The sequence below is a fragment of the Bacillus sp. 220_BSPC genome, assembly GCF_001054655.1.
GTDB lineage: Bacteria > Bacillota > Bacilli > Bacillales > DSM-1321 > Peribacillus > Peribacillus frigoritolerans.
Genome location: NZ_JVPL01000185.1, coordinates 55,859 through 75,738, shown reverse-complemented (window position 1 = coordinate 75,738; position 19,880 = coordinate 55,859). Strand labels below are relative to the sequence as shown.

The window sequence follows — 19,880 nt, the reverse complement described above, 5'->3', positions numbered from 1 at the left end:
ACAGGGTGTAGGTCATAAAGATTGTGAGGACACGGAATGGTTTACACTTTTCTCCGTTCTCATTCATCTTTACAGCAACACCCTTTTAAGCCTCTCTGGACTTCTTTTAAAAGGTGATCTATTGTTTTGATGCAATATCTTATTTTCCAAATATATCTCCGGATATTTTTTCCCTGTCAGGAAGAATCAAGTTAAGAAGGATTCCGACGATGGCTGAAAGTGCCATTCCGGAAAGCGATACCGTTTCCGATAGTTGTACGAACGCCCCTCCGATTCCTAACACCAGGATGACTGAAGCTATCATCAGGTTTCTTTTCTTGTCAAAGTCGACCTTATTATCAATTAGCATCCTCAATCCACTTGAGGCGATGATACCGAAGAGCAAGATGGAAATGCCGCCCATCACAGCTGTAGGTATCGAGCTGATGACTGCTGAAATCTTACCGTTAAAGCCAAAGATGATTGCAGTCAATGCCGCCCCTCCGATGATATAGACACTGTACGCCTTCGTCATAGTCAGGACCCCAATATTTTCACCATACGAAGTCAGCGGCGGCCCACCGATGAAGGACCCAATCATGATTCCTGCGCCATCTCCTAAAATCGAGCGATGCAAACCTGGCTTTCCCAAAAAGTTTCTGCCGACTACTTTGCTCAGTACCATCTGGTGACCGATATGTTCTGATAAAGTTACGATGGCAACCGGTACCATGATGGCAATGACTTCCCATGAGAAGGTCGGTGTATAGGTTACATACGGAAACATGAATTCAGGCATTTCCCACCATTTTGCTGCCTTGATTGGTTCATAATCTATTATACCTGCTACAGCCGAACAGCCGTAGCCCACTAGGATTCCCATTAAAATGGGGATCAAGTTAATGAATCCCTTAAAGAATACGTTGCAGATGATTGTTACCGCTAAAGTGATCAGCGCTATAATTATATAAGTGACGCTGTATTTATCTTGCGGATCATACATTGCCATGTCCACTGCCGTTCCGGCAAGGCTTAATCCGATTACGATAATCACCGGACCCACCACAACCGGAGGAAGTATATTCATTAACCAGCTCAAACCGACTTTTTGGATGATCAAAGCTACAATCCCATATATGAACCCTGCCGCAAAACAGCCGATCATGGCCGCTTCCGGACCTCCCAAAGCCTTAGCCGCGATGATTGGCGTAATGAAAGCGAAAGATGAACCGAGATAAGCTGGTATCTGACCTTTCGTTATCAATAAGTACGAAAGTGTTCCCAACCCGCTTGAAACCAGTGCTACCGCCGGGCTTAAACCTACCAGGAATGGCACCAGCACCGTTGCGCCGAACATGGCGAACAAATGCTGGATGCTTAACGTAATCCACTGTCCAGCCTTTGGCACGTCCTCGACATCCAGTACGATGTCCCTTTTCATTTCTTCCATTTCCGTATCCCCCTCATGAAAATTCCATCAAAACTGTAAAAACCCTCTTTGCAGTATACAAAGAGGGTTTCTCAGAAGGTAAATGCCTATACATGGGCATAGCTCTTCCGATTGACTCCCCTTTGCCAGCCTCTCTGGACTGTCTTTAAAAGGGTAATATGAAATTTTCATGGTGTTTAGTTTTCTAATATAGTAACTTGATCTACTTGATCTACTTCTGTTAAAGTAACTGTAATTTTTTCAGATTGGGAAGTCGGAACGTTTTTACCGACGAAATCCGCGCGAATCGGCAGTTCCCTGTGTCCCCTATCCACTAATACGGCAAGCTGGATCTGCGAAGGTCTTCCCAAATCCACCAGAGCATCCATTGCCGCTCTAACGGTTCTGCCTGTGAAAAGAACATCATCCACTAAAATCACTTTCTTGTCAGTGATATTGACCGGAATGTCCGAACCTTTTACGATGGGTTCCCCATCATTGGTCTTTTTCGAAAGGTCGTCGCGATAAAGTGTAATATCCAGTTCACCCAGCTCTATTTCCTTGCCTTCTATTTGATTGATGCGCTTTGCAAGTCGGTCAGCGAGGAAAATCCCGCGTGTACGTATCCCGATTAAGACGCAATCCTCAATCCCTTTATTTTTCTCAATGATTTCATGGGCAATCCTCGTCAAGGCTCTGCTAATGGCCTGCTCATCAAGTACTATGGCTTTCTCATTCAACACGTCGGCCACCCCGATTCTTTTTTCTGATAAGTCAATTTCAACAAAAAAATCCTCATGCCAAGAAGGCATGAGGATTTTATCGCCATGGGCATAATTATCCCACTTTGCGTATCCGTTTCCTTCTCAGTCTCTCTGAACTGTGTTAAAGGTTCTTATTAAGTTGTTATTATAATATATCAAAAAAATGAATTTGTCAATCCTTACTTCTACGTAATTGATTAATTAGATTTTCAAACTCCTCCGGAATCGGCGCTTCGAATTCCATATACTCATTTGTTCGTGGATGAATGAAACCTAGAAGACCGGCGTGCAACGCTTGTCCATCCAATTTCAGGGTCTTTTTCGGACCATATTTCGGATCTCCCGCCAGTGGGAAGCCAATGTATTTCATATGAACACGGATTTGATGTGTCCTTCCTGTTTCAAGCTGGCATTCCACCAAAGTGAAATCTTTGAAGCGTTCGATGACACGGAAATGCGTGACAGCATTTTTGGCATTCGAATCTGTGACAGTCATGCTTTGGCGATCTTTTTTATCGCGGCCGATCGGTGCATCGATCGTTCCGAAATCATGAGGGATCACACCATGAACTACAGCTTGATACTTACGGGTAACCGTTTTGTCAACGAGCTGCTGTACCAGTTTCTCATGTGCCATATCATTTTTGGCAACCATCAATAGCCCTGATGTATCTTTGTCAATCCGATGGACGATTCCAGGACGCATGACACCGTTGATTCCAGAAAGATCCTTGCAGTGAGCCATCAATCCATTTACAAGCGTGCCAGATACATGTCCCGGTGCCGGATGGACGACCATACCGCTCGGTTTATTAACCACGAGTACATCTGCATCTTCATAATAGATATCCAAATCCATTTCCTCTGCTACCGCATCCAATTCCTCAAGTTCTGGAATCGTCACTTCGATTGTATCGCCAGGAACGGCTTTGTAATTCGTCTTAATAACCGCGCCATTTACCAAAACGTGATCTTCCTTGATCCATTGCTGGACTTGCGTGCGAGACCATTCCTCATTTAAAGTGGAAAGGGCCTTATCAATCCTAACTCCTTTTAGTGTTTCATCGATGCTGTATAACCTTTTATCCATTATCTTTCTCCTTAGCGTTTTTTTCTTCTAAAAACATATGAATCACGAGCAGTCCGACACCAATTGAAAGCGCAGCATCAGCAACATTAAATACCGGGAAACTATAGCTGAAAATATAGGTATGAACGAAATCCACTACTTCCTGACGAACAACACGATCGATGAAATTACCAATCGCACCGCCTAGCATGAGACCAAGTGCAACTCCGAGTAAAATGCTTTCCTTCGCCATTTTCTGAATATAATAGACAAGTCCAATAATGACAGCGATGGTGATGATGTAGAAAAACCACATTTGACCTTGTAGAATTCCCCATGCTGCCCCACGATTACGATGCGAGGTGATATATAGAAGGTTTTCAATAATTTCAATGCTTTCTCCGTACTCCATTTTTTTCACAATCATCCATTTTGTCAGCTGATCGAGAGCTATGACCAAAAGGGCAATCAAATAATAAAACACATTTTTTCCCCCAAACTAATCAAATCTTCACTTTTGAATTGTAGCATAAACTAGAAATAATGACTAATCCGAAAAACAGAAGTCCGCTAACTGTTCCTTAAGAATATCGGGAAGATTGGATAAAGGCAAAATTCCCGATTGGGGCTTTAGCTTTCATTCACACAAAAAGCCGGCCCTTCATATAGGGACCGGCTTTTTTGCAGGAATTATTGATTCACGTAATGTTCTTTCACGACTGTAGCACAACGAGGGCAAAGTGTTGGATGATCCTCCACTTGACCTACTTCCTTCGAAACATTCCAGCAACGTTCACACGTTTCACCTTCTGCTTTTGTAACAAGGATTGCTATATCCTCAAGTTTAACCGCTTCGGCTGGGGCACTTGCCACATCTCCAGCGATTTCAAATTCAGATACGATGAATAGCTGTTCAAAGCTTTCCTTGATGCCATCAAGCAGGTTTTTCGTTTCTTCATTAACATATACCGTCACTTTAGCATTCAGTGATTTTCCGATGACCTTCTGGTTACGGGCTTCTTCCAATGCTTTCAGAACATTATCACGGACATCCATGAACGCCGTCCATTTTGCTTCAATGACTTCAGCATCATCAATGGAAATTTCTTCAGGCATCAATGTCAACTGTACACTTTCTTCCGTTACACCCGGAATGAACGCCCATACTTCATCAGCTGTATGAGAGAGGATCGGTGATACCAATTTAGTCAAGCTGACCAACGATTCGTAAAGGACCGTTTGAATGGCCATACGCTCTTTCCCATTTGGTGCTTCACAATAAAGAATGTCTTTTGCATAATCAAGGTAGAACGAACTTAAATCCTGTGTACAGAAATTATTGACCATATTATAAATGGTAGCAAACTCATAATTTTCATAACTTAGCTTCGACTGTTTGATCAGTTTATTTAATTTAACCAGCATGTATCGATCGACTTCAGGCAATTCTTGAACAGCCACTTTATCGGTCTTAGGATTGAATCCATCCAAGTTCCCTAGCAGGAAGCGGAAAGTATTACGGATCTTACGGTAAACTTCCGAAACTTGTTTTAAAATAGGATCGGAAACCCTGACATCCGATTGGTAATCCACCGAAGCTACCCAAAGGCGTAAGATATCTGCACCCAGTTGGTTCATGACCTTGGATGGCAGGACAACATTCCCAATCGACTTACTCATTTTACGGCCTTCGCCATCCAATGCGAATCCGTGGCTAAGTACACCTTTATATGGTGCTTTGCCTGTAACGGCAACGCTCGTTGAAAGTGATGAGTTAAACCAGCCGCGATATTGATCGGACCCTTCTAAATAAAGGTCAGCAGGGCGTTGCAAGTCGTCTCTTTCTTCAAGTACAGCTTGATGAGAAGAACCGGAATCGAACCATACGTCCATGATGTCCGTTTCTTTCGTGAAGATACCATTCGGGCTGCCTTCATGTGTATAGCCCTCAGGCAGAAGATCTTTCGCTTCACGCTCAAACCAGATGTTTGAACCGTGTTCGCGGAATAGGTTTGAAATATGGTCGATGGTTTCATCCGTAATGATCGGCTCGCCATTTTCTGCATAAAACACTGGAATTGGCACGCCCCAAGCGCGTTGGCGGGAAATACACCAATCCCCACGGTCACGGACCATATTGAATAGGCGCGTTTCGCCCCAAGCCGGTACCCATTTCGTTTCTTCAATCGCTTCCAGAAGTTCATTGCGGAAGTCCTTGATTGACGCGAACCATTGTGCTGTTGCACGGAAGATCGTTGGCTTCTTCGTCCGCCAGTCATGTGGATAAGAGTGCGTGATGAACGTCAAGTTCAATAACGCGCCTGCTTCAGTTAATTTTTCGGTAATCGGTTTATTCGCTTGATCATAAAATAATCCGGCAAATTCCCCTGCTTCTTCCGACATGACCCCTTTTTCATCTACAGGACAAAGTACGTCCAAGCCATATTTTTGCCCAATGATAAAGTCATCTTCACCATGGCCTGGCGCAGTATGAACACAGCCCGTTCCAGCTTCAGTCGTTACGTGCTCACCTAACATCACTAAAGATTCACGGTCATAAAGAGGATGTTTGGCAACAGCACGGTCCAACTCGCTCCCTTTTACTGTTTTTTGGATGGACGGGTTTTCCCAGCCTAATGTTTCCGTAACCGATTCAAGCAGTGCCTCAGCAATTAAGAATTTTTCATTTTCGACAGCCACTACTACATAATTTAATTGCGGATGCAATGAGATACCAAGATTAGCCGGAATCGTCCATGGAGTTGTCGTCCAGATGATGATCTTGACGCCTTCATCGATTACACCTTTGCCATCTGTGACTTCAAAAGCAACATAGATCGAAGCAGAGCGTTTGTCTTGATATTCGATTTCAGCTTCGGCTAGCGCTGATTCACTTGAAGGGGACCAGTAAACAGGTTTTTTCCCTTTATAAATGTAGCCTTTTTTCGCCATTTCACCGAATACCTTGATTTGCTGTGCTTCATATTCAGGCTTCAATGTGATATAAGGATTTTCCCAATCACCACGGACCCCTATTCTCTTAAACTGCTCACGTTGATTGTCAATCTGGCCATAAGCATACTCTTCACAAAGCTTTCTGAATTCGGCAACGCTCATTTCTTTCCGTTTCACGCCTTTTTTCGTCAATGCCGTTTCGATTGGAAGCCCATGTGTATCCCAGCCAGGTACATACGGTGCTTGAAAACCGCTCATCGATTTAAATCGGACAATGAAATCCTTTAAAACCTTATTCATTGCATGGCCCATGTGGATATCGCCGTTGGCATATGGAGGTCCATCATGCAAAATGAATAAAGGACGTCCTTCCGTTTGTTCTTGCACTTTTTTATAGATGTTCATTTCTTTCCATTTTTCTTGGATTTCCGGTTCACGCTTCGGCAAATTCCCCCGCATTGGAAATTCAGTTTTAGGCATCAATAAGGTATCTTTGTATTCCATCATAAAATCCTCCATCCGTCTTTTAAAAAAATTCATTCGAACCGATGACTTGATATCCGGCCAAAATAAAAAGCCCTCTCATCCCTAAAAAAGGGACGAGAAAGCTTTGCTTCCCGCGGTACCACCCTGGCTAGAAAGATTCACGAAGTGAATCCAACCTCTCGAGCATTCGTAACGTGAATGAAACGCTTCATTTACTTACTGCAAAAGCAGGTTCAACTCAGAACTCAAGGGTGATCTTCAATATCTTCGCTTATTCCGGGCTTTCACCATCCCCGGTTCGCTAAAAATAAGTGTGTGAAGAATTTACTTTCCCTGTCATCGTCTAATTTCATAATGAATTGTATTGTTAAAAAATTATATGCGAAAAAAGTGTTCAAAGTCAAGGAATCGTTTAAATTTCCTCTTCCACTCTCTCATTTAATTCTATTTCAGTCGCATCCACTTCATAATCCAGAAGATGATCCCAATCGTCATTGTCCAGCAAATCCAGCTGTGCACCGACAAGCATTTTGAAACGTGTCCGGAATACTTTGGATTGCTTTTTCAAATCTTCAATATCCATCGCTATTTTCCTTGCTTTCACAAGTGACTCATTTACGATCCTGTCAGCATTTTTCTCTGCTTCCTTTATGATCAGTTTCGCTTCTTTTTGGGCATTGCGCCTTAATTCTTCGGCTGCTTCCTGAGCGACAATAATCGACTTGTTAAGTGTACCCTCAATTGTAGTAAAATGTCCCAAACGATCGAAAGTCTCGTTCAGTTTATCTTCAAGTTCCTTCTTCTCCCTCAAAATCAGTTCATAATCTTTAATGACCTGGTCGAGAAATTCATTTACTTCATCTTCATCATACCCTCGAAATACTTTGTTAAATTCCTTGTTATGTATATCTATCGGGGTTAAGGGCATTACGGCACCTCCAGAACGGTTTCTACTCTAGTATGTTAAAACTCTATATTCGACAATAAATTTATGATTCCTGCTTTTTCTTGAATTATTTTTGTCTGCCTAACGAGATTCTCCACTTATCCTTCTTGGTTTTCCCATCGATTGAAGTTATTTTACATCTTCCAAAACCTCTGATGGAAAGTGTGTCACCCTCACGGCATTCTTCCGAGACGTTTTCCGTTTGCTTGAAATTCACCTTTACTTTGCCTGACGTTATCAAGGACTGGGTTTTTTGACGGGACAAATTCAGGACGGCCGATAGCACACTGTCAAGCCTAAGAGAACTGACGGTGGTTACTTGCTCTTCCCATTTTTCCTTAACTTGGACGATATTCTCGATTGGAAGCCGTTTGATGGAAACGGAAGCATTCCCTATTTTCTCCAGATTCCCAGTGAGATATGAATCCATCTCTTCGGCAGCTATAAATTGAATATGCTCTTCCGTCACTATTATATCACCAAATTTTTCACGTTTTACCCCTAGTGACATCAAGGTTCCAAGTATTTGCCTATGTTCAAGCGTTACAAATTTTTTTGGATAGGAGATATCGTATAAGGAGATATTGAAATCAGATGGTTCAGGAGAGTAATAATCAGGGAAAATGAGCACACGTTTTCGCTCTACGAAATCGCTCCCGCCATTGAATTGCAGTTTCGCTTCCGGATCATTCCCTATTAAGGAAGTAAGGATTTCCTGCTGACGCGGATCAAGAAAATCAGATAGTTTCGGAGCGTAGGAATGTTTAACCTGATCAATCCAATTCATAGCCTGGTCGATAAAATCTTTTTCCTCCGGCCTGAAATGCTGATAAATACTCATGATTGAATAAATGCTCCTTAGTTATCAAATTAATGGTCGATCATAAGGAATTGATTGAACTCATTCTGCGTTGCAACTACACAGCGGAAATGTTCCGACTGTGTAGTAATATGCATGTCAGGTTAATTGTTGATCATCCAATTAATGTCTGTAAGTAATAGATTCCATAACCGCTGGCAAAATTAAGAACCAGTAAGGCCACAAGAGGTGAAAGATCAATCATGCCAAGTGGCGGAATGAACTTTCTGAACGGTTCTAAATACGGTTCGCAAATTTTTTCCAAAAATTGACCGATTGATGTCTCCCTTGCATTGGGGAACCATGACATCAATATGTAAACGATTAATGCCATTGAATAAATTTCAATTAAATAATATAAACCCTGAAGCACTAGACCCATTAACCATTACCACCTCGCTTCTTCGTACTCCTCTTCGGCGGCGAAGCCGGTAATATTACCGGAAACATCGACGTTGTCCGGGGTACATAAGAATATATCTGTTCCGATTTTTTGGATATCCCCGCTGATTGCATAGACAGTCCCACTTAGAAAATCGATGATTCGCTTTCCTTGGTCATGCTGGATTCGTTGAAGGTTCACGACTACTGCGCGCCTGTTTTTCAAATGATCAGCTACCTCCTGGGCTTCTGCATAAGCACGCGGCTCCAATAATACTACTTTAGAAGATTTCTGTACGCTTTGCAAACTTACGATATTCTGATTGGTATTATTCCCTGCAGAAGCGGACTGCTGCTGTTTAGCTGACTTCACGACTTTTGGTTCAGCCTCCTCTTCTTCCACCACTTCATCCCTGTACTCATACTCATCATCCAGCGCGAAATAAGATTTAAATTTTGATACGAACGACATCTTTAGCGTACCTCCTTAAAATTATTCGCCTACAAGTGCTGTACCAATCCGGATCATTGTAGCGCCTTCCTCAATGGCAATCATGAAATCATTGGACATACCCATGGACAATTCAGTACAGGGGGCATGCTTCAACTCCAAAGCTTGTACTTCGACCTGGATGCCTTTCAGTTTCCGGAAACATTCCCGCAAAATCCGTTCATCATCGGTCAATGGAGCCATCGTCATCAATCCTGCAACATTCACCTTATCAAAAGCAGATAACCCTTTGATGAAATCAATAGTCGCCTCTGGATTCAGACCATGTTTTGATTCCTCACCAGATACATTCACCTGCACTAAACAGTTTATCGGCTCATTTGCGCGTTTTTGAATTTCTTCTGCCAAAGAAATTCGATCCAATGAATGGATATATGAAATTTTACCGATGACATTCTTAACTTTGCGTGTTTGCATGGAACCAATATAATGCCAGTTTGGCTTGTCCTTCAGCACTTCATATTTAGCCAATAGACCTTCGTCACGGTTTTCGCCCAAATCAAGTATTCCCGCTTCCAATGCTTCATTCGCCCTCTCGACCGAAACATATTTCGTCACTGCGATCAACTTTATCGCTTCACGGTCCCTACCACTATTTTCACATGCTATATTTATTTTTTCTTCGATGTTTTTTAAATTGTCCACTACTTTCACTGTTACTCTAAATCCTCCTTCCAACCGATAAAACTCATCAATCTGCCTGTCTTCCCGTTATCACGGCGATGTGAAAAAAACAATTCATGATCACAGCTTGTACAGTATGATGTAACGTCGATCTGACTATTTGGAATTCCTGATTTTTGAAGAATCAATGCATTAAGTTGCTTAAGGTCTAACTGATATTGTCCTTCACTGATTAAATTATAGGGCTTTTCGTCAATATCTACCAGCAAATTCTGCACTAAATCCATGACATAATCATCAACTACATAGCATTTCGAACAAATCGAAGGTCCAATAACAGCAAATATCTCACTTGCTTTTATACCCTCATTCAGCCATGCCTCAACCATTTTTCGTGCAATCCCATTAACCGTGCCCTTCCAGCCAGCATGTGCCACCCCAATCATACCATGTGCCGGAGCAAGAAAGTATAAGGGCACGCAGTCTGCATAGCAAAGGGTCAATAGAACGTTTGGGTCCTTCGTATAGAATCCATCAGTCGCTTTAAAGGCTGAATCATAATCCGCAGCACCTCTCCCGCAATCGCGGCTGGTAACCTGATGGATATTCGTTTCATGTGTCTGCTCGGCCCCTATCCATTCATTAAGCGGATACATCAGCTTATCGGCTATAATCCTGCGGTTTCCCTGGACATCACCAAGTTTATCCCCGACATGAAAACCGGTATTCAATGTTTGAAATTCACCTGTACTGACTCCCCCATTTTTTGTGGTGAAGCCCGCTACGAGCTGGAGATTTTTTTGTCTCCAGCTGTCAATGAGCATATATTGGTCTTTTATTAAAACAAATGGCTCTTTCATGCTAAAAACCTCTTTATTTTTAGTCTAGTGTATCATATATTTGCGCCATGCACCTTTAAAAACGTTCATCTTTCAGTTCTCCTTGAAATACCGTCTGATGTTCAACAAGTATGACATCCGCACCGATTTTTTTTATTTTGCGCCATGGAATCACAATGTCTTGTTCTCTTCCAAAAAAACCCATTAATCGGGTACCATTTGAAACGACGATGGCCTCTATTTTCCCCGTGGCCGTATTTATTTCAAGGTCTGACATATTGCCCAACTTCTTTCCATCCGCTATATTGACGATATCCTTTATTTGAAATTCTGAAATCCTGGTCACATCACTCAGCTCCTCAAAAATTCATCATAGATGAAGGTCCTATTCCTATGTATATGACAAGATGCGCTCAAGGATGAAGATTACGATAAATAAACGTCCCCGATTCACGATCCCTTCCGGAAGGGATTTTCAACAAAATAAAAAAGCCGCAATGGATAAGTAGCTATGAAGCGGGTATCGACATTTTTGCCCTGCCCGCTTCAGCTAACTTTTTCTCATGCTCAGCTTCTACTGTTGGATATTTTTATTCATTTGCTTGATTGCCGCTTTTTCCAAGCGGGAGACCTGTGCTTGTGAAATGCCGATTTCCTCGGCTACCTCCATTTGCGTCTTCCCTTGGAAAAACCGTTTGCGAAGGATCATTTTTTCCCGGTCATTCAACCGTCTCATGCCTTCATTTATAGCTATTTCATCAATCCAGGTACTATCTTTATTTTTTTCATCACTCAGTTGGTCGAGTACATAAATCGGATCCCCGCCATCATTATAAATCGGTTCAAAAAGTGAAACTGGATCTTGTATAGCATCTAGTGCAAAAACAATTTCTTCATGAGGTACTTCCAACACCTTGGCGATTTCTTCAGCTGTCGGCTCACGAAGGGTCTGGCTTATGAGCTTTTCTTTTACCTGCAAAGCTTTGTAAGCGATGTCTCTTAAAGAACGGGATACCCGAATCGGATTATTGTCACGAAGATATCTTCTGATTTCCCCAATAATCATCGGTACAGCATACGTTGAAAACTTAACATTTTGACCTAGGTCAAAGTTATCTATCGACTTCATCAACCCTATACAGCCTACCTGAAATAGATCATCTACATACTCTCCCCGATTGTTGAAGCGTTGAATGACGCTTAGAACGAGTCGAAGATTCCCGTTTACCAGTTTCTCTCTTGCTGAAATATCGCCATCTTGCAGTTCTTTAAAGAGTTTTCTCATTTCTTCATTCTTTAAAACCGGTAATTTTGATGTATCCACACCGCAGATTTCAACCTTATTACGAGACAAAATTATTCCCTCCTCACAGGAGCGCTGTACAAAAAACAGTATTTCCGCGGGAGGAAAAAATATGCACATGGCTAGAACAGAAAATCCCGATTATTTTTCAATATAGCTACCGAAGTATTGATTTGATTGACATTCAAGCACTTTATTTTTTTACACCATTTTATTAAATTCTTTACGAAGCCTCTTAATAATCCGTTTTTCCAAACGCGAAATGTAAGATTGGGAAATGCCCAGCATGTCGGCAACGTCCTTTTGGGTTTTTTCTTCTCCTCCTGCAAGTCCAAAACGGAGTTCCATTATCTGTTTTTCACGTTCCGATAACTGTGTAAGTGCTTTTGTCAGCAACTTACGGTCAACGTTTGCCTCAAGGTCTTTCGTGATAATGTCATCATCCGTTCCCAGTACATCGGATAACAGAAGTTCATTTCCATCCCAATCAATATTCAGAGGTTCATCAAAAGAAACTTCAGAGCGGATCTTGTTATTTCTGCGTAAATACATCAATATTTCATTCTCGATGCATCTCGATGCATATGTAGCCAGTTTTATTTTCTTCTCAGGATTGAATGTATTCACAGCTTTGATCAAACCTATGGTGCCTATGCTGATTAAATCTTCAATGTTGATGCCTGTATTTTCGAATTTCCTGGCAATATAAACAACCAGCCTTAAATTACGTTCAATCAAGATCGAGCGTGCAGCTTCATCGCCATTTGGTAATTTATTGATCAGTATTGCCTCTTCTTCCTTTGAAAGGGGCGGCGGCAGTGCCTCACTCCCTCCTATATAAAATATTTCGTCCGTTTTCAATCCGAGCTTGAACAATAGTTTGTACCAAAAGTAAGTAAGCCGAAGAATGAATTTCTTCAAAATAATTCTCCCTTCTAATAAACGGATTATGGGTCAAATTTAAGAGTGAATCGGTGGTTCAGGAGGCAGTTTGCACCGGTATGCCGGTTAACATCTTCGGGTGAACGATAGATTGATAGCTATTGTTGGGAGAGAGTTGTTGAAAGGTAAACGAAATGAGACCCTGCTTGACATGAAATTCTTTTTCTCCTTGAACGATTTTAATATAATCCGGTTTGATTGCGGTTAACAGCTGATGTTCATGCCCTACGACTTTATAAGGGATGACACGCATTCTTCCTGTCCATGAATATTCAGGCTGCACTTCCTGACTAATCAGGGTATCGGGGTTTTTAAAGAGCTCTAGCATATCATTCGGAATTCCTGTTTCCGCGCCTGAAAGAGAAATGATCATTACTGGGGAACGTGTAATCGGGTCATATAGTTGATTGCCGCTATCCACCAATCCATGAAACGTTCCTTCAAAGTCAGAAATTTTAACCGAGACCGAAACCATTTGTTCATGTGTGAGCTTGGTCATTTCCATCCCTTCTAGTGTTCGCTTGGAAAATTGCCATGCGAGCGGGAACCCGATCATGACGAATATCCAGCTGACAGGGTCGCCAAAACGATTGATTCCGGCATATTGACCAGGGTCCTTGGACACGATTTGGAATTCAAATAGGTAGTGAAGTCCCAGAAGGATTCCTCCCGATAAAAATGTCACAAAATATAAAGTGGCCACCGATTTCACGAATAGTTTTAACCTATTAAACCCAAAGGTTGCCAGCACCATGACCATGGATACTAAAATCTTCATGTATACCCGGTCGGCAATTGCATAAAAAGGAGTGAATGCCAATACGATAATGAAGGAACCAATCAATCCGCCGATGCATACCCGCCAAAGAGCTACCCTTCGTTTGAGAATGATTGCGGTCCAATATAAAAGGAGGCAGTCAAATAACCAATTCAATAACCAGATCACATCTAAATATAAAGTCAAACACCCTCCCCTCCTTATATGAACTAACCTTCCACTAGCAAAAAGTATAGCGTACCTGCCCTAAGAAAGTGTGTCACTTTTTGTACTGAAAACTTAAGAGTTTTTCAGTCATTTTTACCCTTTTTGTAGAAAATCAGCTATTGATATTTTCAATACTGTCTTAGAGACTATCCTGCTCCCTTTTACTGCTGTCGATTTATGTTATAAAAGTTTAATAATTTCTCTCTCATCTTTTTACATTAATGAATGGAAGTGAACAAAAGACGGAAGCTCCCTTCTGCCCAGGCAACATCCAGCACAATTCCGTCTAGGAATGCATTTTATTAACGACAAAAAACCGTCCCCAAATGGGAACGGCATATAACGTCGGTATTAACGGCGTCTGTTACGGTTACGGAGGAATGTTGGAATATCCAAAGCCTCATCACCTTGATTGGCATTACGTGCAGGCTGTTCATTGACTTCTTCCCTCTTCACTTCACGCTTCACGTTAGACTGTGGCGTTTGTTGTGTCTGAGGTCTTGATTGCTGCTGCTGTCCGAGTGTTGGACGTCCAGTAGGCCGAATTGAAGCTTCAACCTCGTTAAATCCTGTAGCAATTACCGTAACGACGATTTCGTCTTTAAGGTTTTCATTGATAACAGAACCAAAAATCATGTTGACGTCTTGATCGGATGCTGTAGCCACGATATCTGCCGCTTCCTGGACTTCAAAAAGACTTAGGTTCGTACCACCGGTAATATTCATCAGTACGCCTTGGGCGCCATCAATCGATGTTTCAAGCAACGGACTGGAAATGGCTTTTTTCGCCGCTTCCGCCGCACGGTTTTCCCCGGAGGAAATCCCGATTCCCATAAGAGCTGAACCTTTGTTGGACATGATCGTCTTCACATCGGCAAAGTCCAAGTTAATAAGACCTGGAACAGCAATTAAATCTGAAATCCCTTGTACACCTTGGCGAAGTACATTATCCGCTTCACGGAATGCTTCAAGCATTGGCGTGCTTTTATCGACGATTTCAAGGAGGCGGTCGTTCGGAATGACGATCAGTGTGTCAACCGATTCCTTCATGGATGAAATGCCGCCTTGTGCCTGTGTTGCACGTTTTCGGCCTTCGAAAGTAAATGGACGTGTAACTACACCCACTGTAAGGGCCCCTAGATCTTTAGCAATGCCCGCTATGACAGGAGCTGCCCCCGTTCCCGTACCGCCGCCCATTCCAGCCGTTACGAATACCATATCGGCACCTTTAAGCGCTTCTTCAATCTGCTCTTTGCTTTCTTCAGCAGCCTTTTTTCCTACCTCTGGATTGGCACCTGCACCCAAACCGCGTGTAAGCTTCCCACCGATTTGCATTTTGATTTCTGCTTTTGATAGATTAAGAGCCTGTGCGTCAGTATTGACTGAAATAAACTCAACACCCTGTACACCATGCTCGATCATTCTGTTTACCGCATTGTTTCCGCCGCCGCCAACACCTATTACTTTTATCGTTGCTAATTGTTCTAGATTAGAATCAAACTCCAACATGACAATCCTCCTATTTTGACGAAATTCCCGATTCTTAATGATTGTTATTCAAAAAAGTAACCCAGGATTTTTTTGAATTTAGATTCACCTTTTTCACCTTGTTTTTTAGCCGTGTTCTCTTTATTTTTCTGAGAAACCTTCTGGCTGCGCTGGTCGTTATCTTCTTGAGCTTGTCCAGCTGCTACAGGAGTTTTATTAGCGGTGTTTTTTTGCATTCTCTCTTTCTTGCATGCGTGTTTAATCAAACCAACAGCCGTGGTGTATTGGGGTTCCCTAACACCGATGTAATTGGGTTCAGCTGTCCTTACTCGGTTTTGGAACACATATTGAGCTAGCTCCAGGACACCCGGCATCTTGACGACGCCCCCGGTCAACACGAAACCACCCGGTATATCCTGGAAGCCAAGTCTCTTCAAATCATCTTGAATCAACTCGAATATTTCGGTCACCCGCGCTTCAATGATATCCGAAAGCATTAACTGGTTGCAGGTCTGTTGCTGATCGCTGCCGATGATCGGTATTTGGAATACTTCATCTTCAGACGCGTCATCATAAAAGGCATGTCCATGCTTCACTTTTATTTTCTCAGCTTCTTCCATAGTCGTCCTTAGAACGATGGAAAGGTCTTTCGTAAGTGTTTCCCCGCCTATAGGTATCACAGACGTATATTGTAAATAGCCTTGTTCGAAAATTGCCAGGGTCGTGGAACCCCCGCCAATATCGACAAGTGCCACACCAAGTTCTTTTTCATCCTTGGATAAAACAAGGGAACCTGCGGCTAAGGGCTGAAGGGCGATATCGGTTATTTCCAATCCTGCCCTTTCCACACAGCGCAGCGTATTATGTAAAATTGTCCGAAGACCTGTGATTAAAATCCCTCTCATTTCCAACCGGACACCTATCATGCCCCGTGGATCACTGATTTCATCAAGTTCATCAACTTTGTAGTGAATCGGCACCACGTCGATGATTTCCCTGTCGGATGGTATCGTTATTAACTCCGCTGCTTCCCTGACACGGAAAACGTCATGCTCGGTAATCTCTTTATTGTCACTGGATACCGCTACTACCCCATGACACGGCTGAAGCGTCACATGATTTCCGCTTATGCCGACGATTACTTTTGTTATCTCCATCCCTATCATCCGTTCTGCTTGCTCTATAGCCTTTTGAATGGATTGGACGGTTTCATCTATACCGACGATCGAACCCTTTTTGAGCCCTTCTGATTTAACATTTCCTACACCGATTATATTTAATGTGTCATTGACCATTTCCCCAATGATAACTTTTACACTGGATGTACCGATGTCAAGACTTACGTATATTTCGTTGCTGTTCATTCCATGGCACCTCCTTCAGTTTTATACATGTATTAGTAGAATAACATCTTTATATCGAAGACTTATACATTATAGAATAACAGAACTGTTTACAACAACTGACGAATTACATAGATAAGCGTTTCATTTTGTATTTCCCGAACAAAACTCGTACTTTATGGTGTATATTGTTCGCTTCTCTACGAGACTGATTTACTAAAAAAACTAGATACTGCCATAAACTATTCGTCATTTATAACTTAATTCCCTTTAAAATTATAGATTTTTTTTCTGCTTTTTCCGGGAAATGGACCATTTTTCAATCAGGATCCTTCTAATCAGGGCAATATTTTGAAAGAGCCTGACACCGAATACAAAGATTGCGGCTAAATATAAGTCTACACCAAGATGTACACCTAGAAAAGCCAAACCTGCGGCTAAAATAATATTAAAGAAGAATCCTGTTACAAATACAACTTCATCATAAAGATTTTGCAAATGAGCCCGTATTCCCCCAAATAAGGTATCAAAAGCAGCAAGCACGGCAATGGAGAGATAATTTGAATATTCATGGGGAATATCAAAATCCACCAAAAAACCAAGGGTGATTCCAATCAACAGACCAAAAACTGAAAGCCACATCACGATTCCCCCCCATTCATAATGGGTTCCATATGTTCCACGTTAATAGCATTTTGATAAGCCGGCAATGTCAACTCGCCGGAAGGCACCTTAATCTGCACTTCAAAATTGTCTATAAAGAAATCATCCATAAGTTCGGAACCTTCAATGCGCTGCTTCAGTTTCTTTGGATTAACGGTTATTGCCTGCACTTCGACCGGGTAATGAACCAGAGGATATCCGTCCATTTTCGGCTGCCCATTAATATCACGAATAACCGATGTTGATATATACCTTTGTCCTGAAATGGAAATTTCGTCAGCGCCATACCTATACATTTCATTAATGAGCCGAATGATCAATACTGGTGAAATATACTCGACCTTCTCACCGAGAAGGATATCGGCCTTGATAGGCTGTATAGATATGACTACCCCATTACCTCTTATTTCGGTCAAACCTGCGTCAGTCTTCAATTCGATCAGGGTATCACGCAAGACTTCTTCCTTACTCTCATTTTTCTTTGTTTCATAAGATGCTATTTTTCCCTCAAGCTTACTGATACCCTCTATTAATTCCGCCTGGGTCTGCTGTTCTTTCAATAAATCATTTTTCAGTTCCCACATATCCCTTGTATCGGATACGACAGGCTGATTCACCAAATTGAATTGAATAGCGAGCATGAAGCCAGCAATCAACGTAACCAAACTAAAAGAAAGCTTTTTTTTCATTTCCAGTTTCTCACCAATCTTTCATCGAATCCGGCGGTCACGATCACCCTCCAATAATTGGATCAAAAATGATATTCTTTTGTTTTTCCACTGTAAAGATAATATTCTCATTAACCAGCTGTTCCTTGATGCCACCCGGTAAATCCAGTGAAGCACCCAGGACTTCCGGGTCCCCTATCGCAGATATGATGAAGGGAGCAGGATGCTGGTGGCCATCGATTGTAATCACAGGCCCATTACAGATTATGTATGAATCATGATTTAACCTTTGACCGTTAATCGCAACTGCCTCTGCACCTGATATGTATAGTTCATTGACGACCTTGAAGACATGCTGTTCATGGACGAGGTAATTATTAACATTGGCTTCTGATTCCATATCTGTACCATCTTCAAGCGTCACCTGAAGGCCTGAGCCTTTCACTTTCACTTTTCCGAGAAACATTCGGTATTTTTCCGTTTCCTTTGCCAAATTGAAAAAAAGCTGCTTTTCCTGCGCTAGGTCTTTTTCTATTTGGGATACATTTTCTTGCTTCTGGAGGAGTTCCTTCTGAAGTTCGCGGTTCTGCTTCTCTTGTTCGATCAGCTGCTGCCTGAGCTCATATTCCTGATCCCAGGCTTTGTCCTTCCCTGCACCTTCACCTTCTTTGGTCAGATTGTAAGAGAAGGCAATCATGAATCCGAGAACCACACAAACCAGGGGTAAAACCACCCGTTTGCCATTAATTTTCCTCATTGGTGTCTTCCTTTTGTTCAGCGTCTTCATATGCTTTAAAATAAGAACCAACTTCCAGATCGATGACTCCCTTTACATTTGGATCCAGCTGGCTGACTATCGATGGATAGTGAATCATTTTCTCGTATAAAGTCCGGCTTGTCGCACTTACTTCAAACCCATCGTTCATGAACATGACGATATGGTATTCATCGGTTTTTGTAGGAGCGTAATGAATTTCCGAAATGGCATTCTGGATCTCGACAGGAAGCTTGTCCAGCTCTTCTAAAAGCAACTTTAATGCTTTACCCTCTTTGAAACCAATTAAAACAGGGGCAAATACTGGAATTTCTCCTGTTGCTAACTCCTCTAAAACGGACCCGTTTTCCAAAATGGGTGCAAACTTCCCATTATTGGACAAATATGCCATCCTGTTATGTTCCGAAACCGTAATTTTAATGGAATTAGGAAATACCGGTGTCACCTTAACGCTTTTTATTTCTTGATTTTTTTTGATATTGGCTTCGGCTGTCCCTGTATCAACCTTCCAGATGCTTCGATCCTTCTTCACCTTACTCAATTTAATGATCTGTTTGGAAGTAATATACCGATTCCCCTCTACCTGCACGGATTTCACATAGCTCAACGGGGATAAGAAATATAGCACACAAGCAACAAGAATGAAGAAAAGGGACAGCAAAAGAACAAGTCGCCTGTTTGCTTTGCTTTTTCTTAATTGTTTTAATTTCGGGATGCGGTCCTCAATGGAAACGATTTTTCCCTTTTCCATCCCCTTCACCTCTTCCTGAAAAAATGGATGGTTCTTGACAGTGCGAAATCAAGAAAACTCAATATTATGTTCTTAACAAACTTTAAAGGTAACACATTATATCACAATATTTGGATATAA

Annotated in this window: 21 protein-coding genes; all 21 read right to left on the bottom strand. The window is 42.0% G+C overall.

Annotated elements, in window-relative coordinates; all coding sequences use genetic code 11:
• Nucleotides 1-139: 139 nt before the first annotated feature.
• A complete protein-coding gene (locus tag ADA55_RS13500) occupies nucleotides 140-1,429 on the bottom strand; it encodes a solute carrier family 23 protein (protein ID WP_082162855.1) in 1,290 nt (429 codons plus the stop codon).
• A gap of 176 nt (nucleotides 1,430-1,605) precedes the next feature.
• On the bottom strand, nucleotides 1,606-2,148 hold the full coding sequence (pyrR, locus tag ADA55_RS13495) for a bifunctional pyr operon transcriptional regulator/uracil phosphoribosyltransferase PyrR (RefSeq protein WP_048684666.1): 543 nt from the start codon (nucleotides 2,146-2,148) through the stop codon (nucleotides 1,606-1,608).
• Between the two features lie 196 nt (nucleotides 2,149-2,344).
• Nucleotides 2,345-3,262: an RluA family pseudouridine synthase gene (locus tag ADA55_RS13490; protein WP_034313849.1), complete on the bottom strand. Its 918-nt coding sequence runs from the start codon at nucleotides 3,260-3,262 to the stop codon at nucleotides 2,345-2,347.
• Entirely contained in the window at nucleotides 3,255-3,725 is a 471-nt protein-coding gene (gene lspA / locus ADA55_RS13485; RefSeq protein WP_048684609.1) for a signal peptidase II, read from the bottom strand. Before lspA ends, ADA55_RS13490 begins: the two co-directional genes overlap by 8 nt.
• 206 nt (nucleotides 3,726-3,931) lie before the next feature.
• A complete protein-coding gene (gene ileS, locus ADA55_RS13480; protein WP_048684607.1) occupies nucleotides 3,932-6,700 on the bottom strand; it encodes an isoleucine--tRNA ligase in 2,769 nt (922 codons plus the stop codon).
• A gap of 394 nt (nucleotides 6,701-7,094) precedes the next feature.
• Complete coding sequence (locus ADA55_RS13475) at nucleotides 7,095-7,610, bottom strand: DivIVA domain-containing protein (protein ID WP_034313857.1); 516 nt, start codon at nucleotides 7,608-7,610, stop codon at nucleotides 7,095-7,097.
• Nucleotides 7,611-7,695: 85 nt separating this feature from the next.
• Nucleotides 7,696-8,469 (bottom strand): RNA-binding protein, encoded by a 774-nt coding sequence (locus tag ADA55_RS13470; protein ID WP_048684605.1) that lies wholly within the window; start codon nucleotides 8,467-8,469, stop codon nucleotides 7,696-7,698.
• Nucleotides 8,470-8,602: 133 nt separating this feature from the next.
• Nucleotides 8,603-8,869 (bottom strand): YggT family protein, encoded by a 267-nt coding sequence (locus ADA55_RS13465; RefSeq protein ID WP_034313862.1) that lies wholly within the window; start codon nucleotides 8,867-8,869, stop codon nucleotides 8,603-8,605.
• Nucleotides 8,870-8,875: 6 nt separating this feature from the next.
• Entirely contained in the window at nucleotides 8,876-9,340 is a 465-nt protein-coding gene (locus ADA55_RS13460) for a cell division protein SepF (protein ID WP_034313864.1), read from the bottom strand.
• A gap of 21 nt (nucleotides 9,341-9,361) precedes the next feature.
• The gene (locus tag ADA55_RS13455) at nucleotides 9,362-10,033 is read right to left on the bottom strand and encodes a YggS family pyridoxal phosphate-dependent enzyme (protein ID WP_048684603.1); all 672 of its coding nucleotides are present in this window, start codon (nucleotides 10,031-10,033) and stop codon (nucleotides 9,362-9,364) included.
• A gap of 2 nt (nucleotides 10,034-10,035) precedes the next feature.
• Nucleotides 10,036-10,863, bottom strand: coding sequence for a peptidoglycan editing factor PgeF (pgeF, locus tag ADA55_RS13450; RefSeq protein ID WP_048684601.1), 828 nt, complete (start codon nucleotides 10,861-10,863; stop codon nucleotides 10,036-10,038).
• 55 nt (nucleotides 10,864-10,918) lie between these two features.
• The gene (locus tag ADA55_RS13445) at nucleotides 10,919-11,188 is read right to left on the bottom strand and encodes a YlmC/YmxH family sporulation protein (RefSeq protein ID WP_034313870.1); all 270 of its coding nucleotides are present in this window, start codon (nucleotides 11,186-11,188) and stop codon (nucleotides 10,919-10,921) included.
• Between the two features lie 228 nt (nucleotides 11,189-11,416).
• Entirely contained in the window at nucleotides 11,417-12,196 is a 780-nt protein-coding gene (gene sigG / locus ADA55_RS13440; RefSeq protein ID WP_034313871.1) for an RNA polymerase sporulation sigma factor SigG, read from the bottom strand.
• 150 nt (nucleotides 12,197-12,346) lie between these two features.
• Entirely contained in the window at nucleotides 12,347-13,066 is a 720-nt protein-coding gene (gene sigE, locus ADA55_RS13435) for an RNA polymerase sporulation sigma factor SigE (RefSeq protein ID WP_034313874.1), read from the bottom strand.
• A 58-nt stretch (nucleotides 13,067-13,124) separates the two neighbouring features.
• On the bottom strand, nucleotides 13,125-14,051 hold the full coding sequence (spoIIGA, locus tag ADA55_RS13430; RefSeq protein WP_048684599.1) for a sigma-E processing peptidase SpoIIGA: 927 nt from the start codon (nucleotides 14,049-14,051) through the stop codon (nucleotides 13,125-13,127).
• Between the two features lie 372 nt (nucleotides 14,052-14,423).
• Complete coding sequence (gene ftsZ, locus ADA55_RS13425; protein ID WP_034313879.1) at nucleotides 14,424-15,581, bottom strand: cell division protein FtsZ; 1,158 nt, start codon at nucleotides 15,579-15,581, stop codon at nucleotides 14,424-14,426.
• Nucleotides 15,582-15,625: 44 nt separating this feature from the next.
• Entirely contained in the window at nucleotides 15,626-16,924 is a 1,299-nt protein-coding gene (gene ftsA / locus ADA55_RS13420; RefSeq protein ID WP_034313882.1) for a cell division protein FtsA, read from the bottom strand.
• A 255-nt stretch (nucleotides 16,925-17,179) separates the two neighbouring features.
• On the bottom strand, nucleotides 17,180-17,545 hold the full coding sequence (locus tag ADA55_RS13415) for a small basic family protein (protein ID WP_034313884.1): 366 nt from the start codon (nucleotides 17,543-17,545) through the stop codon (nucleotides 17,180-17,182).
• Nucleotides 17,545-18,255, bottom strand: a complete 711-nt coding sequence (locus tag ADA55_RS13410; protein ID WP_048684597.1) for a DUF881 domain-containing protein — start codon at nucleotides 18,253-18,255, stop codon at nucleotides 17,545-17,547. Before ADA55_RS13410 ends, ADA55_RS13415 begins: the two co-directional genes overlap by 1 nt.
• Before the next feature lie 43 nt (nucleotides 18,256-18,298).
• A complete protein-coding gene (locus tag ADA55_RS13405; RefSeq protein ID WP_048684595.1) occupies nucleotides 18,299-18,991 on the bottom strand; it encodes a DUF881 domain-containing protein in 693 nt (230 codons plus the stop codon).
• Nucleotides 18,978-19,760 (bottom strand): cell division protein FtsQ/DivIB, encoded by a 783-nt coding sequence (locus ADA55_RS13400; protein WP_048684592.1) that lies wholly within the window; start codon nucleotides 19,758-19,760, stop codon nucleotides 18,978-18,980. Before ADA55_RS13400 ends, ADA55_RS13405 begins: the two co-directional genes overlap by 14 nt.
• Nucleotides 19,761-19,880 lie beyond the last annotated feature (120 nt).

Coding starts and splice junctions, on each gene's coding strand:
- ADA55_RS13405 (WP_048684595.1), bottom strand. CDS start 18,991: ATGAGGAAAATTAATGGCAAACGGGTGGTTTTACCCCTGGTTTGTGTG.
- ADA55_RS13415 (WP_034313884.1), bottom strand. CDS start 17,545: ATGTGGCTTTCAGTTTTTGGTCTGTTGATTGGAATCACCCTTGGTTTT.
- pgeF (WP_048684601.1), bottom strand. CDS start 10,863: ATGAAAGAGCCATTTGTTTTAATAAAAGACCAATATATGCTCATTGAC.
- ADA55_RS13500 (WP_082162855.1), bottom strand. CDS start 1,429: ATGGAAGAAATGAAAAGGGACATCGTACTGGATGTCGAGGACGTGCCA.
- ADA55_RS13465 (WP_034313862.1), bottom strand. CDS start 8,869: ATGGGTCTAGTGCTTCAGGGTTTATATTATTTAATTGAAATTTATTCA.
- ADA55_RS13475 (WP_034313857.1), bottom strand. CDS start 7,610: ATGCCCTTAACCCCGATAGATATACATAACAAGGAATTTAACAAAGTA.
- ftsA (WP_034313882.1), bottom strand. CDS start 16,924: ATGAACAGCAACGAAATATACGTAAGTCTTGACATCGGTACATCCAGT.
- ADA55_RS13410 (WP_048684597.1), bottom strand. CDS start 18,255: ATGAAAAAAAAGCTTTCTTTTAGTTTGGTTACGTTGATTGCTGGCTTC.
- ADA55_RS13400 (WP_048684592.1), bottom strand. CDS start 19,760: ATGGAAAAGGGAAAAATCGTTTCCATTGAGGACCGCATCCCGAAATTA.
- ADA55_RS13460 (WP_034313864.1), bottom strand. CDS start 9,340: ATGTCGTTCGTATCAAAATTTAAATCTTATTTCGCGCTGGATGATGAG.
- ftsZ (WP_034313879.1), bottom strand. CDS start 15,581: ATGTTGGAGTTTGATTCTAATCTAGAACAATTAGCAACGATAAAAGTA.
- ADA55_RS13490 (WP_034313849.1), bottom strand. CDS start 3,262: ATGGATAAAAGGTTATACAGCATCGATGAAACACTAAAAGGAGTTAGG.
- ADA55_RS13470 (WP_048684605.1), bottom strand. CDS start 8,469: ATGAGTATTTATCAGCATTTCAGGCCGGAGGAAAAAGATTTTATCGAC.
- ileS (WP_048684607.1), bottom strand. CDS start 6,700: ATGGAATACAAAGATACCTTATTGATGCCTAAAACTGAATTTCCAATG.